Genomic DNA, 17,799 nt, shown 5'->3' with positions numbered 1-17,799 from the left:
ACCGTCGCAGTCGGGCTATCGTCCAGATGGCCCGACACTCAATTCAAGGAGCCGCTCGGAACGCCGATGCGCCAAATCTGGAAATCCTTTCGAGCGCTTTATTTCGCCTCGCTGATGATGTTGATCGGCTCGGGCTTACTCAGTACCTACCTGGCGTTGCGCCTGGCCGCCGATCATGTCGACGGGTTATGGGTGGGGGCCTTGATGGCGGCCAACTATTTCGGCCTGGTGCTGGGCGGGAAAATCGGCCACCGCCTGATTGCCCGGGTCGGCCATATCCGTGCCTACGCCACCTGTGCCGGGATCGTCGGTGCGGCGGTGCTGGGGCATGGCCTGGTGGACTGGTTGCCGGCCTGGCTGGTGCTGCGGATGATCGTCGGCCTGGGCATGATGTGCCAGTACATGGTCATCGAAAGCTGGCTCAACGAGCAGGCTGATGCCAAGCAGCGCGGGCTGGTGTTCAGCGGCTACATGATCGCCTCGTATCTGGGGCTGGTCCTGGGGCAGTTGATTCTGGTCATGCATCCGGCCCTCGGGCTTGAGTTGCTGATGCTGGTGGCCCTGTGTTTTGCCCTGTGCCTGGTACCGGTGGCCATGACCCGGCGTATTCACCCGGCGCCTTTGCATCCGGCGCCCATGGAACCGCGCTTCTTTATCAAGCGCGTTCCGCAGTCGCTGAGCACGGTGCTCGGGTCGGGGCTGATTGTCGGTTCGTTCTATGGCCTGGCACCGCTGTATGCCTCCCAGCAGGGCTTGAGTACCGAGCAGGTCGGCCTGTTCATGGGGAGCTGCATTTTTGCCGGGCTGGTGGTGCAGTGGCCATTGGGATGGCTGTCCGACCGTTATGACCGGGCCCTGCTGATTCGCTGCTTTGCCTGCTTCCTGGCAGTCGTGGCCTTGCCGTTGGCGATTCTGCCCCAGGTACCACTGGAGGTGCTGTTCGCCCTGGGGTTCCTTTGTTCGCTGGTGCAGTTCTGCCTGTACCCGCTGGCGGTGGCGTTCTCCAACGACCATGTCGAAGGCGATCGGCGGGTCTCGCTGACCGCGATGCTGCTGGTGACCTATGGCGTCGGGGCCAGTGTGGGGCCTTTGGTGGCGGGGGTGCTGATGAAGTTGTTCGGCAGCCAGATGCTCTATGCGTTCTTCAGTTTCTTTGCCCTGGTACTGGTCTGGCGCATCCGGCCGAAAGCCGTGACCAACCTGCATCAGGTCGATGATGCGCCGCTGCATCACGTGGCGATGCCGGACAGCATGTCCAGTTCGCCATTGGTGGCCGCGCTCGATCCGCGGGTCGATGAGCAAGTGGTGCAAGATCAGATGCAACAGACCAGCGCACCGGAAGCCGAGCCTCCGGTCGAGACGCCGGCCACGGATGAGGTTGAGGCTGAGGAGCCGGTAGTGAAGCCGGATGAACCAGGGCCGGACCAGTTCAGTGGGGCCAGGCCCTAGAAACGCAAAACGGGCAGCCCCGCAAGGGACTGCCCGTTTTTTATCGACGCTCGAATCTCAGAGGTCGTCTTTGTCGAAGCGCCGGGCTTCGCGTTGCAGCTGATAGACAAAGCGCTCGACCTGGCGTTGAACCAGGCCGCTCATGTTATGAAAGCGCACACCGGCGAAAGTCGTGTCGATCTTCTCTTCGTGGTGCAGGTAACGCAGTTCCACTGGCGCAGTCATGCTGCCGAAGGGCAGGGCGGCGATAAAACGCTCGTAGACCTGGCCCAGTTGCAGGCGGCTGGAGATGTCGCCCTCGAAGCGCAGCTTGCAGCCGGTGGCGGAGATATCCAGCAGCTTGCCGGCGATCGGCGCCTTGAGTTTTTCGCCGCCCAGTTCGATGTTGACCAGCTGGGCCAGCTTCAGGGCTGCGCGAAAGGCATTGCGGCGCTGGTGATAGACCACTTCGTCTGGCAGGGTGCCGCGGTAGCATCGCCCACCATTGGATTCGTCGATAGTCGGGATGCCATTGCTTTCCCAGGCGATGCGCACGCCTTCGTGAAAGCCTTCGACGCGAAACGGTTCGCCGGCGAGCATGAAGCGTTCGCCATCGCGGGGGATCATTTCGTCCAGGGCAATCATGTTGCTGTCACGATCGATCTCGACCAGATAGCTTTGAAAGCGCTGGCTGCGTTCATGGAAAGTGATGATCAGCGGGTCATGGCTGTCTTGCAGCAAGCGCAGCGTGGAGTTGATTTCCAAGGGGGTGGTCAGCACCTTGGGTGGCTGCGGCGCATCTTCTGCGTTTACGGCATTGAACACGGTTCATCAATCTCCAGACAAAATACGACTACACGCAAGAGCCAGCATTTTGCCAGCATGTTCCGCGACTTGATAGGGCGCGCTCATCTCTGGGGTCAAGCCTGGCTAAGCGGGCGAGGCTTGGCAAGCTTGGCGGTTGAGCCACGGGCATCATAGAGGGCTGGAGGCTCGCCACCGGTGAGGATTTTCAATTGATTGGCGGTGGTGGCCTGTTGAACCTGGATCGAGCGACCATTGAGTTCGTTCGCCGCCTGGCAATCGGCAAGCATTTGGGTCAGCACGTCACTCTGGGCCAGTAACTGGTCGCCGATCGAGGAGTGGCTGGCCAACTGTTCCAGGCCGGCGCGGCTGGCAGGAAGGTTCAGGCTGGCGAGGAGTTCGCTGCGTTTGCGGCCATGCTGCTCGAGCAAAATGATCAGGGCTTGCTTCTGCGCGAGAATCTCTTCCAGCAGCGGCATGTCGCGACCGTGCAGGGCTAGGGATTCGGTGCGCAGCAATTCCAGCAATTGTTGAGCTGGAGCAAAGTCGTCGGTGATCAGTTGCAGCAAATTAGTGTCGTGCATGTATGGCCTTGGGTTTTAAGCGTCCAAAAAACTGGCGCAGGCCTTATTGGCTAGCGCTGGGCTTCGAAATTAAGCAGTTTGCTGGCTACACGGTTGCTGTCGACTTTATAGCTGCCATCGGCAATCGCTTGCTTCAGCTCGGCCACGCGGGCGTTGTCGACGGCAGGCTGGTCGCGCAGCTTGTCAGTGATCTTCTGCAACTGTTGAGCCTCATTACTGAGGTGTACCGACTCCCCGCTGGTGCTGGCCTGTTCGGCCGGAGTGTTCAGCGGCGCGGATTTGTCGGCGTCGCCGGTTTCCTTGCTGGCGCTGGTGCGCGTGCTGCCGGTGAGTGAGGGAGAGCTGTTTAAACGGCTGAAATCGATGACCATGGTAAAAAAACCTCTGGGTATTTGGACGCTTGACTTGTTTTCGGCAATACGCCGGAAAACTTTAGGCTCAAATATCGATAAGCCCGCACGCGCCGCTGTTGCCCTGCATGGGCCACAGTTTAGGGGGCAACAGTGCACAGCGCCAGTCGTCTACATGGCGACTTCCACCTGTCCCGGCGCGGTGATCCGCGCTTTGATGACCCGTTGTGAATTGAGGTTCTTGACCCGTATCTGCTCGCTCATGCCGCCATTGGACAAGGCTTCGCCGGGCATTTTCACGTTCAGCGTGCCGCTACGGGCAGAGATCACCACCTGATCGCCCTTGCGTACCACTTCCGCCTGTTCCAGGTGAACCAGGGTGACGAGCTGGTCGGCGACCATTGGTCGGACAAGCTTCTGCCCAATGGCCTGGTCCACTGAAGTCAGATAGCCCTGGTTGATCTGGCCGATATCGCGCTCGCGCAGCATCACGTCTTCGGGGCTGATGATGCCGGCGCGCTTGAGTGGCCGGGTGGTGGTCACCACCTCGCGGAACAGCTTGACCTGGGCGGGCACGAATACGGTCCAGGGCGAGGCGCCGTCGCAACGGACGCGAACGGTCACGCGTCCCAGCGGTTGCGCCGGGCTTTCCAGGGTCGCTGTCAATTCCTTGTCGCAGTGCGGCATGCGCAGCCGCGGGTCGAGTTGATTGACCTGGATCTCGTAGCGCCCAGGCGTTTGACTGGTGGCTAAATAGTCTTCTACGGTGAATTCAAGAAACCCCTGAGTGACGCCGATAAGTAGATCAGGCAGGGTTACCGAGTCAGCAACGGCAGGATGGCCAGGGTTAAAAAAAAACAAAGCCGACAGTCCGTACAGCAATCTGCGGTAGTTTGATGTCAGGCGTCGGGAAAATGTCGTTTTGGCGTTCATAACAGTTAAAAAGCAAGCGCCGTGCCGTTTAGCGATGAGCGCGCGTCGGAACTTAAGCTTTGGGGAGTCTGGGCATGGCTGGTGTAATGGATTCGGTGAACCAGCGCACGCAACTGGTAGGGCAGAATCGCCTTGAGCTGTTGCTGTTCCGTCTCGACGGGCAGCAGCTCTATGGGATCAACGTGTTCAAGGTTCGGGAGGTGCTGCAATGCCCCAAACTGACGTTGATGCCCAAGTCCAGTCCTGTGGTGTGCGGTGTCGCGAATATTCGAGGGGCGACCATTCCGATCCTGGACCTGGCGATGGCCACCGGTTCAGGCGGGTTGCAGGATCTGAGCAACCCCTTTGTCATCATCACTGAGTACAACACCAAGACCCAGGGGTTTCTGGTGCGGTCGGTCGAGCGCATCGTCAACATGAACTGGGAGGAGATCCATCCGCCACCCAAGGGGACGGGGCGCGATCACTACCTGACGGCAGTGACGCGGGTCGACAATCAGTTGGTGGAAATCATCGACGTCGAGAAGGTGCTGGCCGAGGTCGCGCCGACGCCCGAGACCATTTCGGTCGGTGTGGTGGATGTCGAGACTCAGCACAAGGCTGTTTCACTGCGGGTACTGACGGTCGATGACTCGTCGGTGGCGCGCAAGCAGGTCACGCGTTGCCTGCAGACCGTGGGGGTCGAGGTGGTGGCCTTGAACGACGGCCGACAGGCGCTGGATTACCTGCGCAAGCTGGTCGACGAGGGCAAGAAACCTGAAGAAGAGTTTCTGATGATGATCTCCGACATCGAGATGCCGGAGATGGACGGCTACACCCTCACGGCCGAAATACGCAACGATCCACGCATGCAAAAGCTGCACATCATCCTGCATACTTCGTTGTCAGGTGTATTCAATCAGGCGATGGTGAAGAAGGTCGGTGCCGATGACTTCCTTGCCAAGTTTCGTCCTGATGACCTGGCATCCCGGGTTGTCGACCGGATCAAAGCAGCAGATAACAGCTAGGGATATCCATCCCTGGCGGTCACACGATTTAAGAGGCGGCATCATTGTCTACGGGTAATTTGGATTTCGAACAGTTCCGGGTGTTCCTGGAAAAAGCCTGTGGGATCTTGCTGGGTGAGAACAAGCAATATCTGGTGTCGAGCCGTCTCAACAAACTGATGGAACAGCAAGGCATCAAGTCCCTCGGGGAGCTGGTTCAGCGCATTCAGTCCCAGCCGCGCAGCGGTTTGCGAGAGATGGTGGTCGACGCCATGACCACCAACGAAACCCTGTGGTTTCGCGATACCTATCCATTCGAGGTGTTGAAGAACAAGGTCTTGCCGGAGGCGATCAAGGCCAGCCCCAACCAGCGCTTGCGCATCTGGTCGGCGGCCTGTTCCTCGGGGCAGGAACCCTATTCGTTGTCCATGTCGATCGACGAGTTCGAGAAGACCAACATGGGGCAACTGAAGATGGGGGTGCAGATCGTTGCCACCGACCTGTCCGGGACCATGCTGAACAACTGCAAGACCGGCGAGTACGACAGCCTGGCGATCGGTCGCGGTTTGTCGGCCGATCGCCTGCAGCGCTATTTCGATCCCAAGGGGCCGGGGCGCTGGGTGGTCAAGGCGCCGATCAAGAGCCGGGTCGAGTTCCGCTCGTTCAACCTGCTGGACAGTTATGCCAGCCTGGGCAAATTCGATGTCGTGTTCTGCCGCAATGTGCTGATCTACTTCTCCGCCGAGGTGAAGAAGGACATCCTGATGCGCATTCACAGCACCCTGAAGCCGGGTGGTTACCTGTTTCTCGGGGCTTCCGAGGCGCTCAATGGATTGCCCGACCACTACCAGATGGTCCAGTGCAGCCCTGGGATCATTTACCAGGCGAAGTAAGATTGTCGTTGTTGAAAAAAGAGGCCTTCGGGCCTCTTTTTTTGTGCCTGCGATTTTGCCAGCGCAGAAGAGGCGGCAACCGCCGCATTGCCGCTTTGCTGACGTTTCGCGGAAATGCCTTGCCGCTTTTCTGGCATTGCCGCTTTGCCGCTGCCGGCAAAGCCTTGATTTACGGGCTTTTAGCACTTGGCACGCGGCTTGCTATATCCCGTTTACGAAAAATCTGGTCGAAGGTTTCCCGACATGAGCATCAGCTTCGATAAAGCGCTCGGCATTCATGAGCAGGCTCTTGGCTTTCGCGCCAAGCGTGCCGAGGTGCTGGCCAACAACATCGCCAACGCCGACACCCCGAACTACAAGGCTCGGGATCTGGACTTCTCTGCCGTACTCGCCGAGCAGAACGAGAAAGCCAAGAACGGCACCTTTGCCCTGAACATGACCAACAGCCGGCACATCGAAGCTGAAGGCCTGGGCAGCGGTGACGAGTCGCTGCTGTACCGCACACCGATGCAGCCGTCGATCGACCAGAACACCGTGGATGCCCAACTGGAACAGTCGAACTACGCCGAGAACTCGGTGAACTTCCAGGCCAGCTTCACGCTGCTCAACAGCAAATTCAAAGGGCTGGTGTCAGCCCTGCGCGGAGAGTAATCCATGTCCCTCGCCAGTGTTTTCAATATTGCCGGTAGTGGCATGAGTGCCCAGACCACTCGCTTGAACACCGTCGCCAGTAACATCGCTAACGCCGAGACAGTCTCCTCGAGCATCGACCAGACCTACCGTGCGCGCCACCCGGTGTTCGCCACTATGTTCCAGGGCGCGCAAAGCGGTGGCAGCGAGTCGCTGTTCCAGAACCAGGACGCGGCCGGTCAGGGCGTTCAGGTGCTGGGTGTGGTCGAGGACCAGAGCAACCTCGAGGCGCGTTACGAGCCTAACCATCCGGCCGCCGACGCCAAGGGGTATGTCTACTACCCCAACGTCAACGTGGTGGAAGAAATGGCCGACATGATTTCCGCCAGCCGCTCGTTCCAGACCAACGCGGAAATGATGAACACCGCCAAAACCATGATGCAGAAGGTCCTGACCCTCGGTCAGTGATAAGGGGCGACTCAGATGAGTGTTACCGATACCACCAGTGGCCTGACGCTCAAGGAGATCCTTGCGAACTCCTCGAAGAAAACCCCGACCACCAGCAATGACGGCCTGGCCGCGGCCACCAATAGCGTCAAGGGCAAAAATGAGCTGGGCAAGGACGCGTTCCTGAAGCTGCTGGTGACCCAGCTGAAAAACCAGAACCCGCTGGACCCTCAGGACAACAGCGCGTTCGTTGCTCAGTTGGCGCAGTTCTCCACCCTGGAAGGGATCACCACCCTCAATACCTCGGTGAACTCCATTACTGGCAACTACAAGTCGTCCCAGGCCCTGCAGGCTTCGTCCCTGGTGGGGCGTTCGGTGATCGTCCAGACCGGTACCACCCAGGTCGACACCACCAAGAGCATGACCGGTTCGGTGACAGTGCCTACCGGCGTCAGCGGCGTCACCGTGACCATCACCGACAAGGATGGCAAGACGGTCAAGACCCTCGACCTGGGAAGCCAGAAGGCCGGCAGTACCAGCTTTGTCTGGGACGGCACCAATACCGACGGCACCAAGGCCGATCCGGGCAATTACACCTTCAAGGCCAGCACAAAGATCGATGGCAAGGCGACCGATCTGGTCACCTACCTGCCGGCGACGGTCAACAGCGTCACCATCAGCCAGACCGGCGGTGAGCTGATGTTGAACCTCGCGGGACTGAGCAGCCCCGTGGCGCTCTCCAAAGTTCAAACCATTGGTATCTAGAGCCGACTAACGCGGCACAAGGAGTGGAATATGTCTTTTAATATCGGCCTTAGCGGTCTCTATGCTGCCAACAAGCAACTGGACGTGACCGGCAACAACATCGCCAACGTGGCAACCACCGGCTTCAAATCGTCCCGTGCCGAGTTCGCCGACGTCTACTCGGCCACCAAGCTGGGCACCGGCAGCAAGACCGTGGGCAACGGTGTGCGTCTGGCCAACGTTTCCCAGCAGTTTGGCCAGGGCGACGTGAACAACACCGGCAACGTACTGGACATGGGGATCCAGGGTTCGGGGTTCTTCGTGCTGAGCGACAACGGCTCGCTGACCTACACCCGCGCCGGTACCTTCAAGACCGACAAGGACGGCTACATCACCAACACCGATGGCACTGCCCGCCTGCAAGGTTATGCGGTCGATGCCAATGGCAAGATCGTCAACGGCGTGCTGACCGACCTGCGCATCGACACCTCGAACCTGTCGCCGAAGGCCACCAGCTCGGTGTCCTCGACCATCAACCTGAACTCCACCGCGCCGGTCATCGACCAGAGCGTGACAGGTTTTGCCTTCGATCCGACCAAGGTGGAAACCTACACCAAGCAGTTCAGCACACCGATCTATGACAGCCAGGGCAACGAGCACAAGCTGGACCAGTACATGGTGAAAACCGGTGCCAACACCTGGAAGACCTACACCCTGGTCGATGGTCGTAACCTCGATGGTTCCGCTCCGACCACCACCGGCGCTACGGCTCCAGTCGCATCGACCATGAATTTCGACTCCGCCGGCAAACTGGTTTCGGTCATCACGCCGCCTGCCACCACGCCTAATCCGGGTAACAACCTGACCCTGGCGGGCTGGGTGCCAGGTACCGTGACCAATGGTGTGTGGGCGGCCAACGGTGCCAGCGCCAATGCCGGCGGCGTGACCATCTCCATGACCAGCACCACTCAGTTCAACGCCGATACCGCGCGTTCGCTGCCGGTGCAGGACGGCTACGCCACTGGCCAGATCACCAACCTGACCATCGACGGCACCGGTACCCTGTTCGCCAACTTCAGCAACAGCCAGAACAAGGCCATTGGGCAGATCTCCCTGGCCAGCTTCACCAACGAACAAGGTTTGCAGCCGGTCGGCGGCACCAGTTGGAGAGAAACCTACGCCTCGGGCGTACCGGGCTACGATGCTCCACAAACCGGCACCCTGGGTTCGATCGTGTCCAACTCCCTGGAAGAGTCGAACGTCAACCTGACCAACGAGCTGGTGGACCTGATCAAGGCCCAGAGCAACTACCAGGCGAACGCCAAGACCATCTCCACCCAGAGCACCATCATGCAAACCATTATTCAGATGACCTGATCATGGCTGGCTGACAGCGCTCAAAAAAAGCCCCTCACTGCAGGGGCTTTTTTGTGCCCGCAAGATTCATCGGCCGTGGCCTGCTTCTGTAGGGGCGAAGTTTGCTCGCGATGAGTCATGACACTCAGGTGGGGGCAGCCGGTAGCGGCTGCGGAGGATGGAGAGGGCGGCTTTTCCCCAGGCCAAAGAAAACCCCCGGCAGGCAGGGCCTGTCGGGGGTTCGGATAAGCACCGGGAGGCGCCTATCGGTTCAGCTTATTGGCAAGCTTCGCAATCCGGCTCGTCGATGGCGCAAGCCTTCGGCACTGGAGCTGGACCGGCTGGAGCCGCCAGGACCGAGTCGTCACCGTGGTTGCCGCCGCTGGAAACAGCGTTCAGCTTGCCGGTGTTGATGGTCGACTTCTCGGTGCTGGTCGCGGCCAGGGCACGGAGGTAGTAAGTGGTTTTCAGGCCACGGTACCAGGCCATGCGGTAGGTCACGTCGAGCTTCTTGCCCGAAGCGCCGGCGATGTAGAGGTTCAGCGACTGAGCCTGGTCGATCCACTTCTGGCGACGGCTGGCGGCGTCGACGATCCACTTGGTTTCCACTTCGAAGGCAGTCGCATAGAGCTCCTTGAGTTCTTGCGGGATACGCTCGATCTGCTGCACGGAACCGTCGTAGTACTTCAGGTCGTTGATCATGACCGAGTCCCACAGACCGCGAGCCTTGAGGTCGCGAACCAGGTACGGGTTGATCACGGTGAATTCGCCCGACAGGTTCGATTTCACATACAGGTTCTGGTAGGTCGGTTCGATCGACTGCGACACGCCGGTGATGTTGGCGATGGTTGCGGTCGGCGCGATGGCCATGATGTTGGAGTTGCGAATACCTTTCTGTACACGGGCGCGCACCGGTGCCCAGTCCAGGGTTTCGTTCAGGTCGACATCGATGTACTTCTGGCCACGGGACTCGATCAGGATCTGTTGCGAATCCAGCGGCAGGATGCCTTTGGACCACAGCGAACCCTGGAATGTCTCGTAGGCGCCACGCTCGTCTGCCAGGTCGCAGGAAGCCTGGATCGCGTAGAAGCTCACCGCTTCCATGGACTTGTCGGCGAAGTCGACAGCGGCATCGGAACCGTAAGGGATGTGCTGCAGGTACAGCGCGTCCTGGAAGCCCATGATCCCCAGGCCGACCGGACGGTGCTTGAAGTTGGAGTTCTTCGCCTGCGGTACCGAGTAGTAGTTGATGTCGATCACGTTATCGAGCATGCGCACCGCGGTGTTCACAGTGCGTTGCAGCTTGGTGGTGTCCAGCTTGCCGTCGACGATGTGGTTCGGCAGGTTGATCGAGCCCAGGTTGCAAACGGCGATCTCGTCCTTGTTGGTGTTCAAGGTGATCTCGGTGCACAGGTTCGAGCTGTGGACCACGCCCACGTGCTGCTGCGGGCTGCGCAGGTTGCACGGGTCCTTGAAGGTCAGCCAAGGGTGGCCGGTTTCGAACAGCATGGACAGCATCTTGCGCCACAGGTCTTTGGCCTGGATGGTCTTGAACAGCTTGATCTTGCCGTACTCGCACAGGGCTTCGTAGTACTCGTAGCGCTCTTCGAAGGCCTTGCCGGTCAGGTCGTGCAGGTCCGGCACTTCCGATGGCGAGAACAGGGTCCACTTGCCGTCGTCGAAGACGCGCTTCATGAACAGGTCAGGGATCCAGTTGGCGGTGTTCATGTCGTGGGTGCGACGACGATCGTCACCGGTGTTCTTGCGCAGCTCGATGAATTCTTCGATGTCCATGTGCCAGGTTTCCAGGTAGGCACACACAGCGCCTTTGCGCTTGCCACCCTGGTTCACGGCTACCGCGGTGTCGTTCACCACTTTCAGGAACGGCACGACGCCCTGGGACTTGCCGTTGGTGCCCTTGATGTAGGAGCCCAGCGCACGCACCGGAGTCCAGTCGTTGCCCAGGCCACCGGCGAATTTCGACAGCATGGCGTTGTCGTGGATGGCGCCGTAGATGCCCGACAGGTCGTCCGGCACGGTGGTCAGGTAGCAGCTCGACAGCTGTGGACGCAGGGTGCCGGCGTTGAACAGGGTTGGAGTCGAAGCCATGTAGTCGAAGGACGACAACAGGTTGTAGAACTCGATGGCACGGTCTTCGCGTTGTTTTTCTTCGATCGCCAGGCCCATGGCCACGCGCATGAAGAAGACCTGTGGCAGTTCGAAGCGCACGCCATCCTTGTGGATAAAGTAACGGTCGTACAGGGTCTGCAGGCCCAGGTAGGTGAACTGCTGGTCGCGCTCGTGGTTGATCGCCTTGCCGAGTTTCTCCAGGTCGAATTCGGCCAGCACAGGGTTCAGCAGTTCGAACTCGATACCTTTGGCGACATAGGCCGGCAGTGCCTTGGCGTACAGGTCGGCCATCTCGTGGTGAGTGGCGCTCTCGGCCACTTCCAGGAAGCTCAGGCCTTCGGCGCGCAGGGTGTCCATCAGCAGGCGGGCGGTCACGAACGAGTAGTTCGGCTCGCGCTCAACCAGGGTGCGCGCGGTCATCACCAGGGCGGTGTTGACGTCTTTGAGCGCTACGCCGTCGTAGAGGTTCTTCAGGGTTTCGCGCTGGATCAGGTCGCCGTCGACTTCTTCCAGGCCTTCGCAGGCCTCGGTGACGATGGTGTTCAGGCGGCCCATGTCCAGAGGCGCGAAGCTGCCGTCGGCGCGGGTGATGCGGATCGATGGGTGAGCCTGCACCGGCTCTTCGCCTGGGGTGCGGGTGGCGCGCTCTTTGGCGCGCGAGTCACGGTAGATCACGTAGTCGCGGGCAACTTTCTGTTCGCCGGCACGCATCAGGGCCAGTTCGACCTGGTCCTGGATCTCTTCGATATGGATGGTGCCGCCCGAAGGCATGCGACGCTTGAAGGTGGCGGTGACCTGCTCGGTCAGGCGAGCGACGGTGTCGTGGATTCGCGACGAAGCGGCAGCGGTGCCGCCTTCAACTGCGAGAAACGCTTTGGTGATGGCGACGGTGATTTTGTCATCGGTGTAAGGAACGACAGTGCCGTTACGCTTGATCACTCGCAGTTGGCCAGGCGCGGTGGCAGACAGATCCAGGTTGGAATCGGCAGCCTGCGGCGCTTTGGCCTGCGGGTTCTCGCGAGTTGTGTCGGTTTGCATGGGTGTCTCCACGTTCTCTATGTTTGTTTGGGCACCCTTTGGGTGCCCACCGTTCCGTCCTGAAGCACTACAACCGGCGCACGCCGGGCATAACGACTTCGGGACAGTTCAGGAAGGGGGGCTGTTGGCGCCGCTTCCATGCCGAAGTCATAGGTCGCGAGCCAGTGGCTCGTGACCGTATTCCTGGTGGGTGACAGTCATGTACTGCAACACCCGTACCGTTTTCCTCGCCGTGGGCTGGAAAACCGCAGCCATCCGCACGCGCGGTTTGGCTTCTGAAAATCCGATTGGTTCCACCAAACGAGTGCAAGAAAAGCGCTTGAGTTTCTTGTCTGATTTGTGTTTGGTTTTTGGCCTGAAACCCTAGATGTAGGGTTTTTTTACGGCCGAGCTACAAGATAATGCGTTTTTGGGGGTGATTGCAACGTACAGCCTGTGGATAAGGTTGTGCGTAAATTGTGTATGAAGCAGGTAAACCTCACGCAGGCCGCAGCAGGGCTGGATCCTACCGTTTGTCACTGTTTTTTACCCTGAAAAACTGCCCAGGGCGGATTTTTGCGGGCGCGAACCCTATCACAAAAAAACGCCTTTACCGAGCGCATTCAGCACCTTGTGTTTACGGCCTTTGCCGTTGCTACAATCGGGCCTTCCAGACATTGTTTTATCCATCTCACATTACAAAAAGACGGGCGGATTCTTCCTGAGCCCGTATCTGGCAAGCAGAGGTCACCGTGGAGCAAGAAGCGTGGCAGATATTGATCGTCGAGGACGATCAGCGACTGGCCGAGTTGACCTGTGAATATCTGCAGAGCAATGGATTGCGTGTCGCCATCGAAGGCAATGGCGCCCTGGCCGCGGCGCGGATCATTGCCGAACAACCTGATCTGGTGATCCTCGACCTGATGCTGCCCGGCGAGGATGGCCTGAGCATTTGCCGCAAGGTCCGCGATCGCTACGACGGGCCGATCCTGATGCTGACCGCGCGCACCGACGACATGGACCAGATACTGGGGCTGGACACCGGTGCCGACGATTACGTGTGCAAGCCGGTCCGTCCGCGCCTGTTGCTGGCCAGGATCCAGGCCCTGCTGCGGCGCAGCGAACCTGTGGAAAGCAGCGCGCCGGAGAAATCCCGGCGCCTGCAATTCGGCCCGCTGGTGGTGGACAGCGCCTTGCGCGAGGCCTGGCTGCACGACGCCGGGATCGAGTTGACCAGCGCCGAGTTCGACCTGCTCTGGCTGCTGGTAGCCAACGCCGGGCGCATTCTGTCCCGCGAGGAAATCTTCACCGCCCTGCGCGGCATCGGCTATGACGGCCAGGACCGCTCCATCGATGTGCGCATTTCGCGGATCCGTCCGAAAATCGGCGACGACCCGGAACACCCGCGGCTGATCAAGACCATCCGCAGCAAGGGTTATCTGTTCGTCCCCGAAGCCGCTGTCGACCTGTCGCCGTGAACTCCATATTCCTGCGCATCTACGGCGGCATGTGCGCCGCCCTGATTCTGGTGGCGCTGTTGGGCGTACTGGCGCTGCACCTGCTCAACCAGGTGCGCAGCGAGCAATACCGCGAGCGCCTGGCCCACGGCACGTTCTCGCTGATGGCCGACAACCTGCAACCCATGAGCGAGATCGAGCGCCGCCGCGCCCTGGCGGTGTGGGAGCGCCTGTTGGGCATCCCGCTGACCCTGCAGACCTTCACCCAGACCGGCCTCGACCTCGGGCAGCGCAACCGCGTTTTGCGCGGCCAGGCCTTGGTGGAGCAGACCGGGCCTTACGCGGCACGGGTCTACCGTCTGGTCAGCGAACCTGAGCAATTGTTGCTGACCGGTGAAGTGCAGCAGATCAGCGAACAACTGGCGCGGGCGACTATCTATCTGCTAGCCGACGAGCTGGTGCGCTTTCCGGTGGCCGAGCAGCCGGAACGCCTGGCGGCACTGAAAAAGAACAAAGGCTTTGGCTTCGACATGCACTTGGTCACCCAGGACGACGCGGACATGGACGAGGACCAGCGTCGTCGGGTTGCCGAGGGCGATACGGTGATGGCGCTGGGCAAGGGCGGCGATTCGATCCGCGTGTTCGCAGGGATGGTGGGCACGCCCTGGGTGCTGGAAATCGGCCCGCTGTACCAGATGAATCCCTACCCGCCGCAATGGCTGGTGTTGATTGCGGTGCTGGGCCTGAGCCTGATCGGCCTGATCGTCTATTTATTGGTACGCCAGCTGGAGCGGCGCTTGCGTGGCCTTGAGTCGGCGGCCACGCGCATTGCCAAGGGCAGCCTGGAAGCCCGGGTGCCGGCCGGTGGCGCCGACTCGGTGGGACGGTTGGCGGCGGCCTTCAACGGCATGGCCGAGCATTTGCAGCGCTTGCTGGCGATCCAGCGCGAGCTGGTGCGCGCGGTGTCCCACGAGTTGCGCACGCCAGTGGCGCGCCTGCGCTTTGGCCTGGAGATGATCGGCTCGGCGACCACCGCACAGGCCCGGGACAAATATATGGAGGGCATGGACAACGATATCCAGGACCTCGACCGGCTGGTGGACGAAATGCTCACCTATGCGCGGCTGGAGCAGGGTTCGCCAGCGCTGAACTTCCAGCGCATCGACCTGGATGCCTTGATCAATCAGGTGATCAGCGAGCTGGCGCCGTTGCGGGCGCAGGTCAAGGTGCAGCGTGGTTCGTGCCTGTCCGCGGCGGATTGCGATGGCGCCTGGGTCGAGGCTGAGCCGCGCTACCTGCATCGGGCGTTGCAGAACCTGGTGAGCAACGCCATGCGCCACGCCGAGTCGCAGGTGCTGGTCAGTTACCAGGTGGGGCAGATGCGTTGCCGGGTCGATGTCGAGGACGATGGTCCGGGGGTTCCGGAAAGCGCCTGGGAGCGGATCTTCACCCCGTTCCTGCGCCTGGATGACAGCCGTACCCGCGCTTCGGGTGGGCACGGCCTGGGGTTGTCGATCGTGCGGCGGATCATTCACTGGCACGACGGCCGGGCATTGATCAGCAGGAGCAAGACCCTCGGCGGCGCCTGCTTCAGCCTGAGCTGGCCACGGCATCAGGATAAAGGTTGAGGGCTTGCGCTCAGGTTCGTCCGGGAATCAAGCCCGGATGCTGACCAGGCTCAGCAGTTGCCCGTCCTGCAGGGCGAATTGCGCGTCCAGTTCACTGCCATTGCGCCATTCGCTGGACAGGTCCGTCAGCAGGCGCAGGCGGACCTGGCCGCTGGCCGTCCACTCCAGCACTTCGGCGTGTTCGAAATAGAAGCGTTGCCGGACGATCGGGTACAGCGCCTTGAACAGGCTTTCCTTCACCGAAAAGGTCAGGGTGACCCAGAGCGCCAATTGTTCCCGCGGGGCGGCGGCCATGCGCTGCATTTCGGCCGGGATGAGGATTTCCCCCGCCAGGCGTGCCGCCCGTTCGCTGTTGAGCAGGTTCTCCAGGTCCATGCCCAGCCCGCGCCAATGCTCCTTGCGCGCGACAATCGCCGCGGCACGCCCGGTGCTGTGGGTAATCGAGCCGCTGATGTGCGTCGGCCAGATCGGCGCCCGGTCCTCGCCGATCGGCGGAATGCAGTCCAGGCCGTCCAGGCGTTGCAGGGCGGCGCGGGCGCAGAAACGCCCGGCGAGAAACTCGGCCTGCCGTTTCGCCACCGAACGTTGAATGCTCGCGGGCGGCTCGATGGCGCTGAGCTGGAAGTCGTTGCTGGCCAGGCGCGAGGCATCGAAATGAGTGCCGAGCAGGACGACGTCCGGCAGGGCGTCGGGCAGCGGCCACTGGTCGTCGAGTGGGGTGCAGCAGGCGGGGAGGGTGGGGATGAGATTCATGCCAGGCATTTTGCCGGGTTGTAAGGCTGGAGGGTAGCCTGGCAGGCACCGGCCTCGATGCCGCCGCCCCGGGAGTTGAGACCTCGGGGCGGTCGACGCGGGGTCAGCCGAACAGCTTCTTGAAGAATGCCTGCATATCCGCCCATGAGCGTTCATCGGCGGCCTTGCTGTAGCCGATGTCCAGCCCGCCATGTTCGCCATGGCTCATGCCGTCGGCATCCGGATTGCTGAAGCTGTGCTTGGCGCCTTCGAGGTTGACAAACTGGTAGTCGGCGCCGGCCTTGTCCATTTCTGCCTTGAAGGCGCTGACGTTATCGGCGGTGACCATGCTGTCGAGGGCGCCGTGCTCCACCAGGATTTTCGCCTTGACGCTGCCAGGAGTGGCCGGGGTGCTGGTGACCAGGGCGCCATGGAAACTCACCACGCCGAGCAGGGGCAGGCCCTGGCGCGCCGCGTCCAGCACCACCTTGCCGCCGAAGCAGTAGCCGATCGCGGCCAGCTTGGCCGGGTCGGTCTGTGGTTGTTTCTTCAGCAGGTCGAGCCCGGCCTTGAAGCGCGCGCTGGCGGCGGCACTGTCTTTCGAGGCGGCCTGCATGAAGGCCATGGCGTCTTTCGGGTGTTCGGTGTTCTTGCCGTCGCCGTACATATCGATGGCCAGGGCGCTGTAGCCCAGGGCCGCAAGATCCCGGGCCCGGCGTTTGGCGTAGTCGTTCAGGCCCCACCATTCATGCACCACCACGACTCCTGGGCGTGGCCCTTTCAACACGTCGTCATAGGCGTAGTAGCCGATGAGCCGGGTACCGTCGGGGCTCTGGTAGGGGATTTCCTGGGTCTTGATGGCTGCCTGGCTCAAGCCGCAGAAAGCCAACAACAAGCAAGCGAAAAGCGCGCGCATGGTCCGTTCTCCTTTTAAAAGACTGCCAGACAGCCTAGTCGATTTGATTCAGCCGAGGTTCAGAGTGTGTTCAGGGGGAGTTCAGGGCGGGGTCGGTAGTCTGGCTCCGTACCCAAAAACACATAGCGAATGAGGAAATACCCATGACTACTTTCAAGAAGATGATCCTGGCCTTCACTGTTCTCGGCGCCAGCGCTGTCGTCCAGGCCGCCGACAGCAACTTCGCCAGCCTTACCTATGGCCAGACCAGCGACAAGGTCAAGAAGTCCAGCCTGCTCAACAGCAACCTGAACAACCCGAACGCCGACGGTGTGATCGGCAAGGACAACACCTGGGGCGTGCGCCTGGGTCAGCAGAATGACCAGCACCGCTACTACGCCACCTACGACAATGTCTCCGGCTCGCACAATGGCATTAAACTGCGCCAGGAAAACCTGCTCGGCAGCTACGATGTGTTCCTGCCGGTGACCAGCAGCACCAAACTGTTCGGCGGCGGTACTGCGGGCCTGACCAAGCTGACCCAGGATTCCCCAGGCTTCAGCCGCGACAGCGACATCGGTTATGCCGTCGGCGTGCAGGCCGGTGTCCTGCAGCAGGTTTCACAGAACACCTCGGTCGAACTGGGTTACCGTTACCTGCGCAGCAATGCCAGCACCGAGATGAGCGAGCGCAGTGGCAGCAAGCAGGGTTCGCTGAGCCTGACCAGCAGTGCCCAGACGTACCTGTCGGCCAACTACGCTTTCTAAAATATTGTCCTGGTTCTG

19 protein-coding genes are annotated in these 17,799 nt (G+C 60.8%); 12 read left to right on the top strand and 7 right to left on the bottom strand.

Annotated elements, in window-relative coordinates:
* The first annotated feature begins 66 nt into the window (after positions 1 to 66).
* Positions 67 to 1,449, top strand: a complete 1,383-nt coding sequence (locus AC07VU_RS13085) for an MFS transporter (RefSeq protein WP_007921621.1) — start codon at positions 67 to 69, stop codon at positions 1,447 to 1,449.
* Positions 1,450 to 1,506: 57 nt separating this feature from the next.
* Here the strand turns inward: AC07VU_RS13085 and AC07VU_RS13080 are convergent, their stop codons facing one another.
* The 4 genes from AC07VU_RS13080 to flgA form a co-directional block, all read right to left on the bottom strand.
* Positions 1,507 to 2,253, bottom strand: coding sequence for a flagellar brake protein (locus AC07VU_RS13080; RefSeq protein ID WP_053262279.1), 747 nt, complete (start codon positions 2,251 to 2,253; stop codon positions 1,507 to 1,509).
* A 95-nt stretch (positions 2,254 to 2,348) separates the two neighbouring features.
* Positions 2,349 to 2,816, bottom strand: a complete 468-nt coding sequence (locus AC07VU_RS13075; protein ID WP_007921623.1) for a flagella synthesis protein FlgN — start codon at positions 2,814 to 2,816, stop codon at positions 2,349 to 2,351.
* 50 nt (positions 2,817 to 2,866) lie between these two features.
* Positions 2,867 to 3,187 (bottom strand): flagellar biosynthesis anti-sigma factor FlgM, encoded by a 321-nt coding sequence (gene flgM / locus AC07VU_RS13070; protein WP_053262278.1) that lies wholly within the window; start codon positions 3,185 to 3,187, stop codon positions 2,867 to 2,869.
* Positions 3,188 to 3,337: 150 nt separating this feature from the next.
* A complete protein-coding gene (gene flgA / locus AC07VU_RS13065) occupies positions 3,338 to 4,099 on the bottom strand; it encodes a flagellar basal body P-ring formation chaperone FlgA (protein ID WP_495029995.1) in 762 nt (253 codons plus the stop codon).
* 74 nt (positions 4,100 to 4,173) lie between these two features.
* Between flgA and AC07VU_RS13060 the strand changes: the two genes are divergently transcribed.
* From AC07VU_RS13060 to flgE, 7 genes are read left to right on the top strand one after another with little or no spacing between them, the layout of a single operon-like run.
* On the top strand, positions 4,174 to 5,106 hold the full coding sequence (locus tag AC07VU_RS13060) for a chemotaxis protein CheV (protein WP_007921626.1): 933 nt from the start codon (positions 4,174 to 4,176) through the stop codon (positions 5,104 to 5,106).
* Positions 5,107 to 5,150: 44 nt separating this feature from the next.
* A complete protein-coding gene (gene cheR / locus AC07VU_RS13055; protein ID WP_007921627.1) occupies positions 5,151 to 5,978 on the top strand; it encodes a protein-glutamate O-methyltransferase CheR in 828 nt (275 codons plus the stop codon).
* 2 nt (positions 5,979 to 5,980) lie between these two features.
* Entirely contained in the window at positions 5,981 to 6,241 is a 261-nt protein-coding gene (locus AC07VU_RS13050) for a hypothetical protein (RefSeq protein ID WP_274304355.1), read from the top strand.
* Positions 6,222 to 6,629, top strand: a complete 408-nt coding sequence (gene flgB, locus AC07VU_RS13045) for a flagellar basal body rod protein FlgB (RefSeq protein ID WP_007921628.1) — start codon at positions 6,222 to 6,224, stop codon at positions 6,627 to 6,629. The genes AC07VU_RS13050 and flgB overlap by 20 nt, the downstream gene beginning before the upstream one ends.
* Positions 6,630 to 6,632: 3 nt before the next feature.
* The gene (gene flgC, locus AC07VU_RS13040) at positions 6,633 to 7,076 is read left to right on the top strand and encodes a flagellar basal body rod protein FlgC (RefSeq protein ID WP_007921629.1); all 444 of its coding nucleotides are present in this window, start codon (positions 6,633 to 6,635) and stop codon (positions 7,074 to 7,076) included.
* Positions 7,077 to 7,091: 15 nt separating this feature from the next.
* Positions 7,092 to 7,820, top strand: coding sequence for a flagellar hook assembly protein FlgD (gene flgD / locus AC07VU_RS13035; protein WP_274304354.1), 729 nt, complete (start codon positions 7,092 to 7,094; stop codon positions 7,818 to 7,820).
* A 30-nt stretch (positions 7,821 to 7,850) separates the two neighbouring features.
* The gene (gene flgE / locus AC07VU_RS13030) at positions 7,851 to 9,176 is read left to right on the top strand and encodes a flagellar hook protein FlgE (RefSeq protein ID WP_062824962.1); all 1,326 of its coding nucleotides are present in this window, start codon (positions 7,851 to 7,853) and stop codon (positions 9,174 to 9,176) included.
* A 255-nt stretch (positions 9,177 to 9,431) separates the two neighbouring features.
* On the opposite strand, the gene AC07VU_RS13025 is transcribed toward flgE, so the two are convergent.
* On the bottom strand, positions 9,432 to 12,323 hold the full coding sequence (locus AC07VU_RS13025; protein ID WP_495029994.1) for a ribonucleoside-diphosphate reductase subunit alpha: 2,892 nt from the start codon (positions 12,321 to 12,323) through the stop codon (positions 9,432 to 9,434).
* A 199-nt stretch (positions 12,324 to 12,522) separates the two neighbouring features.
* Here AC07VU_RS13025 and AC07VU_RS13020 point away from each other — a divergent pair, with 199 nt between their 5' ends.
* The 3 genes from AC07VU_RS13020 (at position 12,523) to AC07VU_RS13010 (ending at position 15,387) form a co-directional block, all read left to right on the top strand.
* Positions 12,523 to 12,690, top strand: coding sequence for a hypothetical protein (locus AC07VU_RS13020; RefSeq protein ID WP_155274260.1), 168 nt, complete (start codon positions 12,523 to 12,525; stop codon positions 12,688 to 12,690).
* Between the two features lie 364 nt (positions 12,691 to 13,054).
* On the top strand, positions 13,055 to 13,780 hold the full coding sequence (locus tag AC07VU_RS13015; RefSeq protein WP_274304353.1) for a winged helix-turn-helix domain-containing protein: 726 nt from the start codon (positions 13,055 to 13,057) through the stop codon (positions 13,778 to 13,780).
* Complete coding sequence (locus tag AC07VU_RS13010; protein WP_274304352.1) at positions 13,777 to 15,387, top strand: ATP-binding protein; 1,611 nt, start codon at positions 13,777 to 13,779, stop codon at positions 15,385 to 15,387. The genes AC07VU_RS13015 and AC07VU_RS13010 overlap by 4 nt, the downstream gene beginning before the upstream one ends.
* A 27-nt stretch (positions 15,388 to 15,414) precedes the next feature.
* On the opposite strand, the gene AC07VU_RS13005 is transcribed toward AC07VU_RS13010, so the two are convergent.
* Entirely contained in the window at positions 15,415 to 16,140 is a 726-nt protein-coding gene (locus tag AC07VU_RS13005) for a 4'-phosphopantetheinyl transferase family protein (protein WP_495029993.1), read from the bottom strand.
* Between the two features lie 103 nt (positions 16,141 to 16,243).
* Entirely contained in the window at positions 16,244 to 17,035 is a 792-nt protein-coding gene (locus AC07VU_RS13000) for a dienelactone hydrolase family protein (protein ID WP_457274621.1), read from the bottom strand.
* 143 nt (positions 17,036 to 17,178) lie between these two features.
* On the opposite strand from AC07VU_RS13000, the gene AC07VU_RS12995 reads away from it, so the two are divergent.
* Entirely contained in the window at positions 17,179 to 17,781 is a 603-nt protein-coding gene (locus tag AC07VU_RS12995; RefSeq protein WP_007931772.1) for a hypothetical protein, read from the top strand.
* Positions 17,782 to 17,799: the final 18 nt, after the last annotated feature.

The organism is Pseudomonas sp. GW821-FHT02B10, from assembly GCF_059421865.1.
The sequence above is the reverse complement of the archived record's forward strand: the minus strand, read 5'-3'. Positions and strand labels throughout refer to the sequence as shown.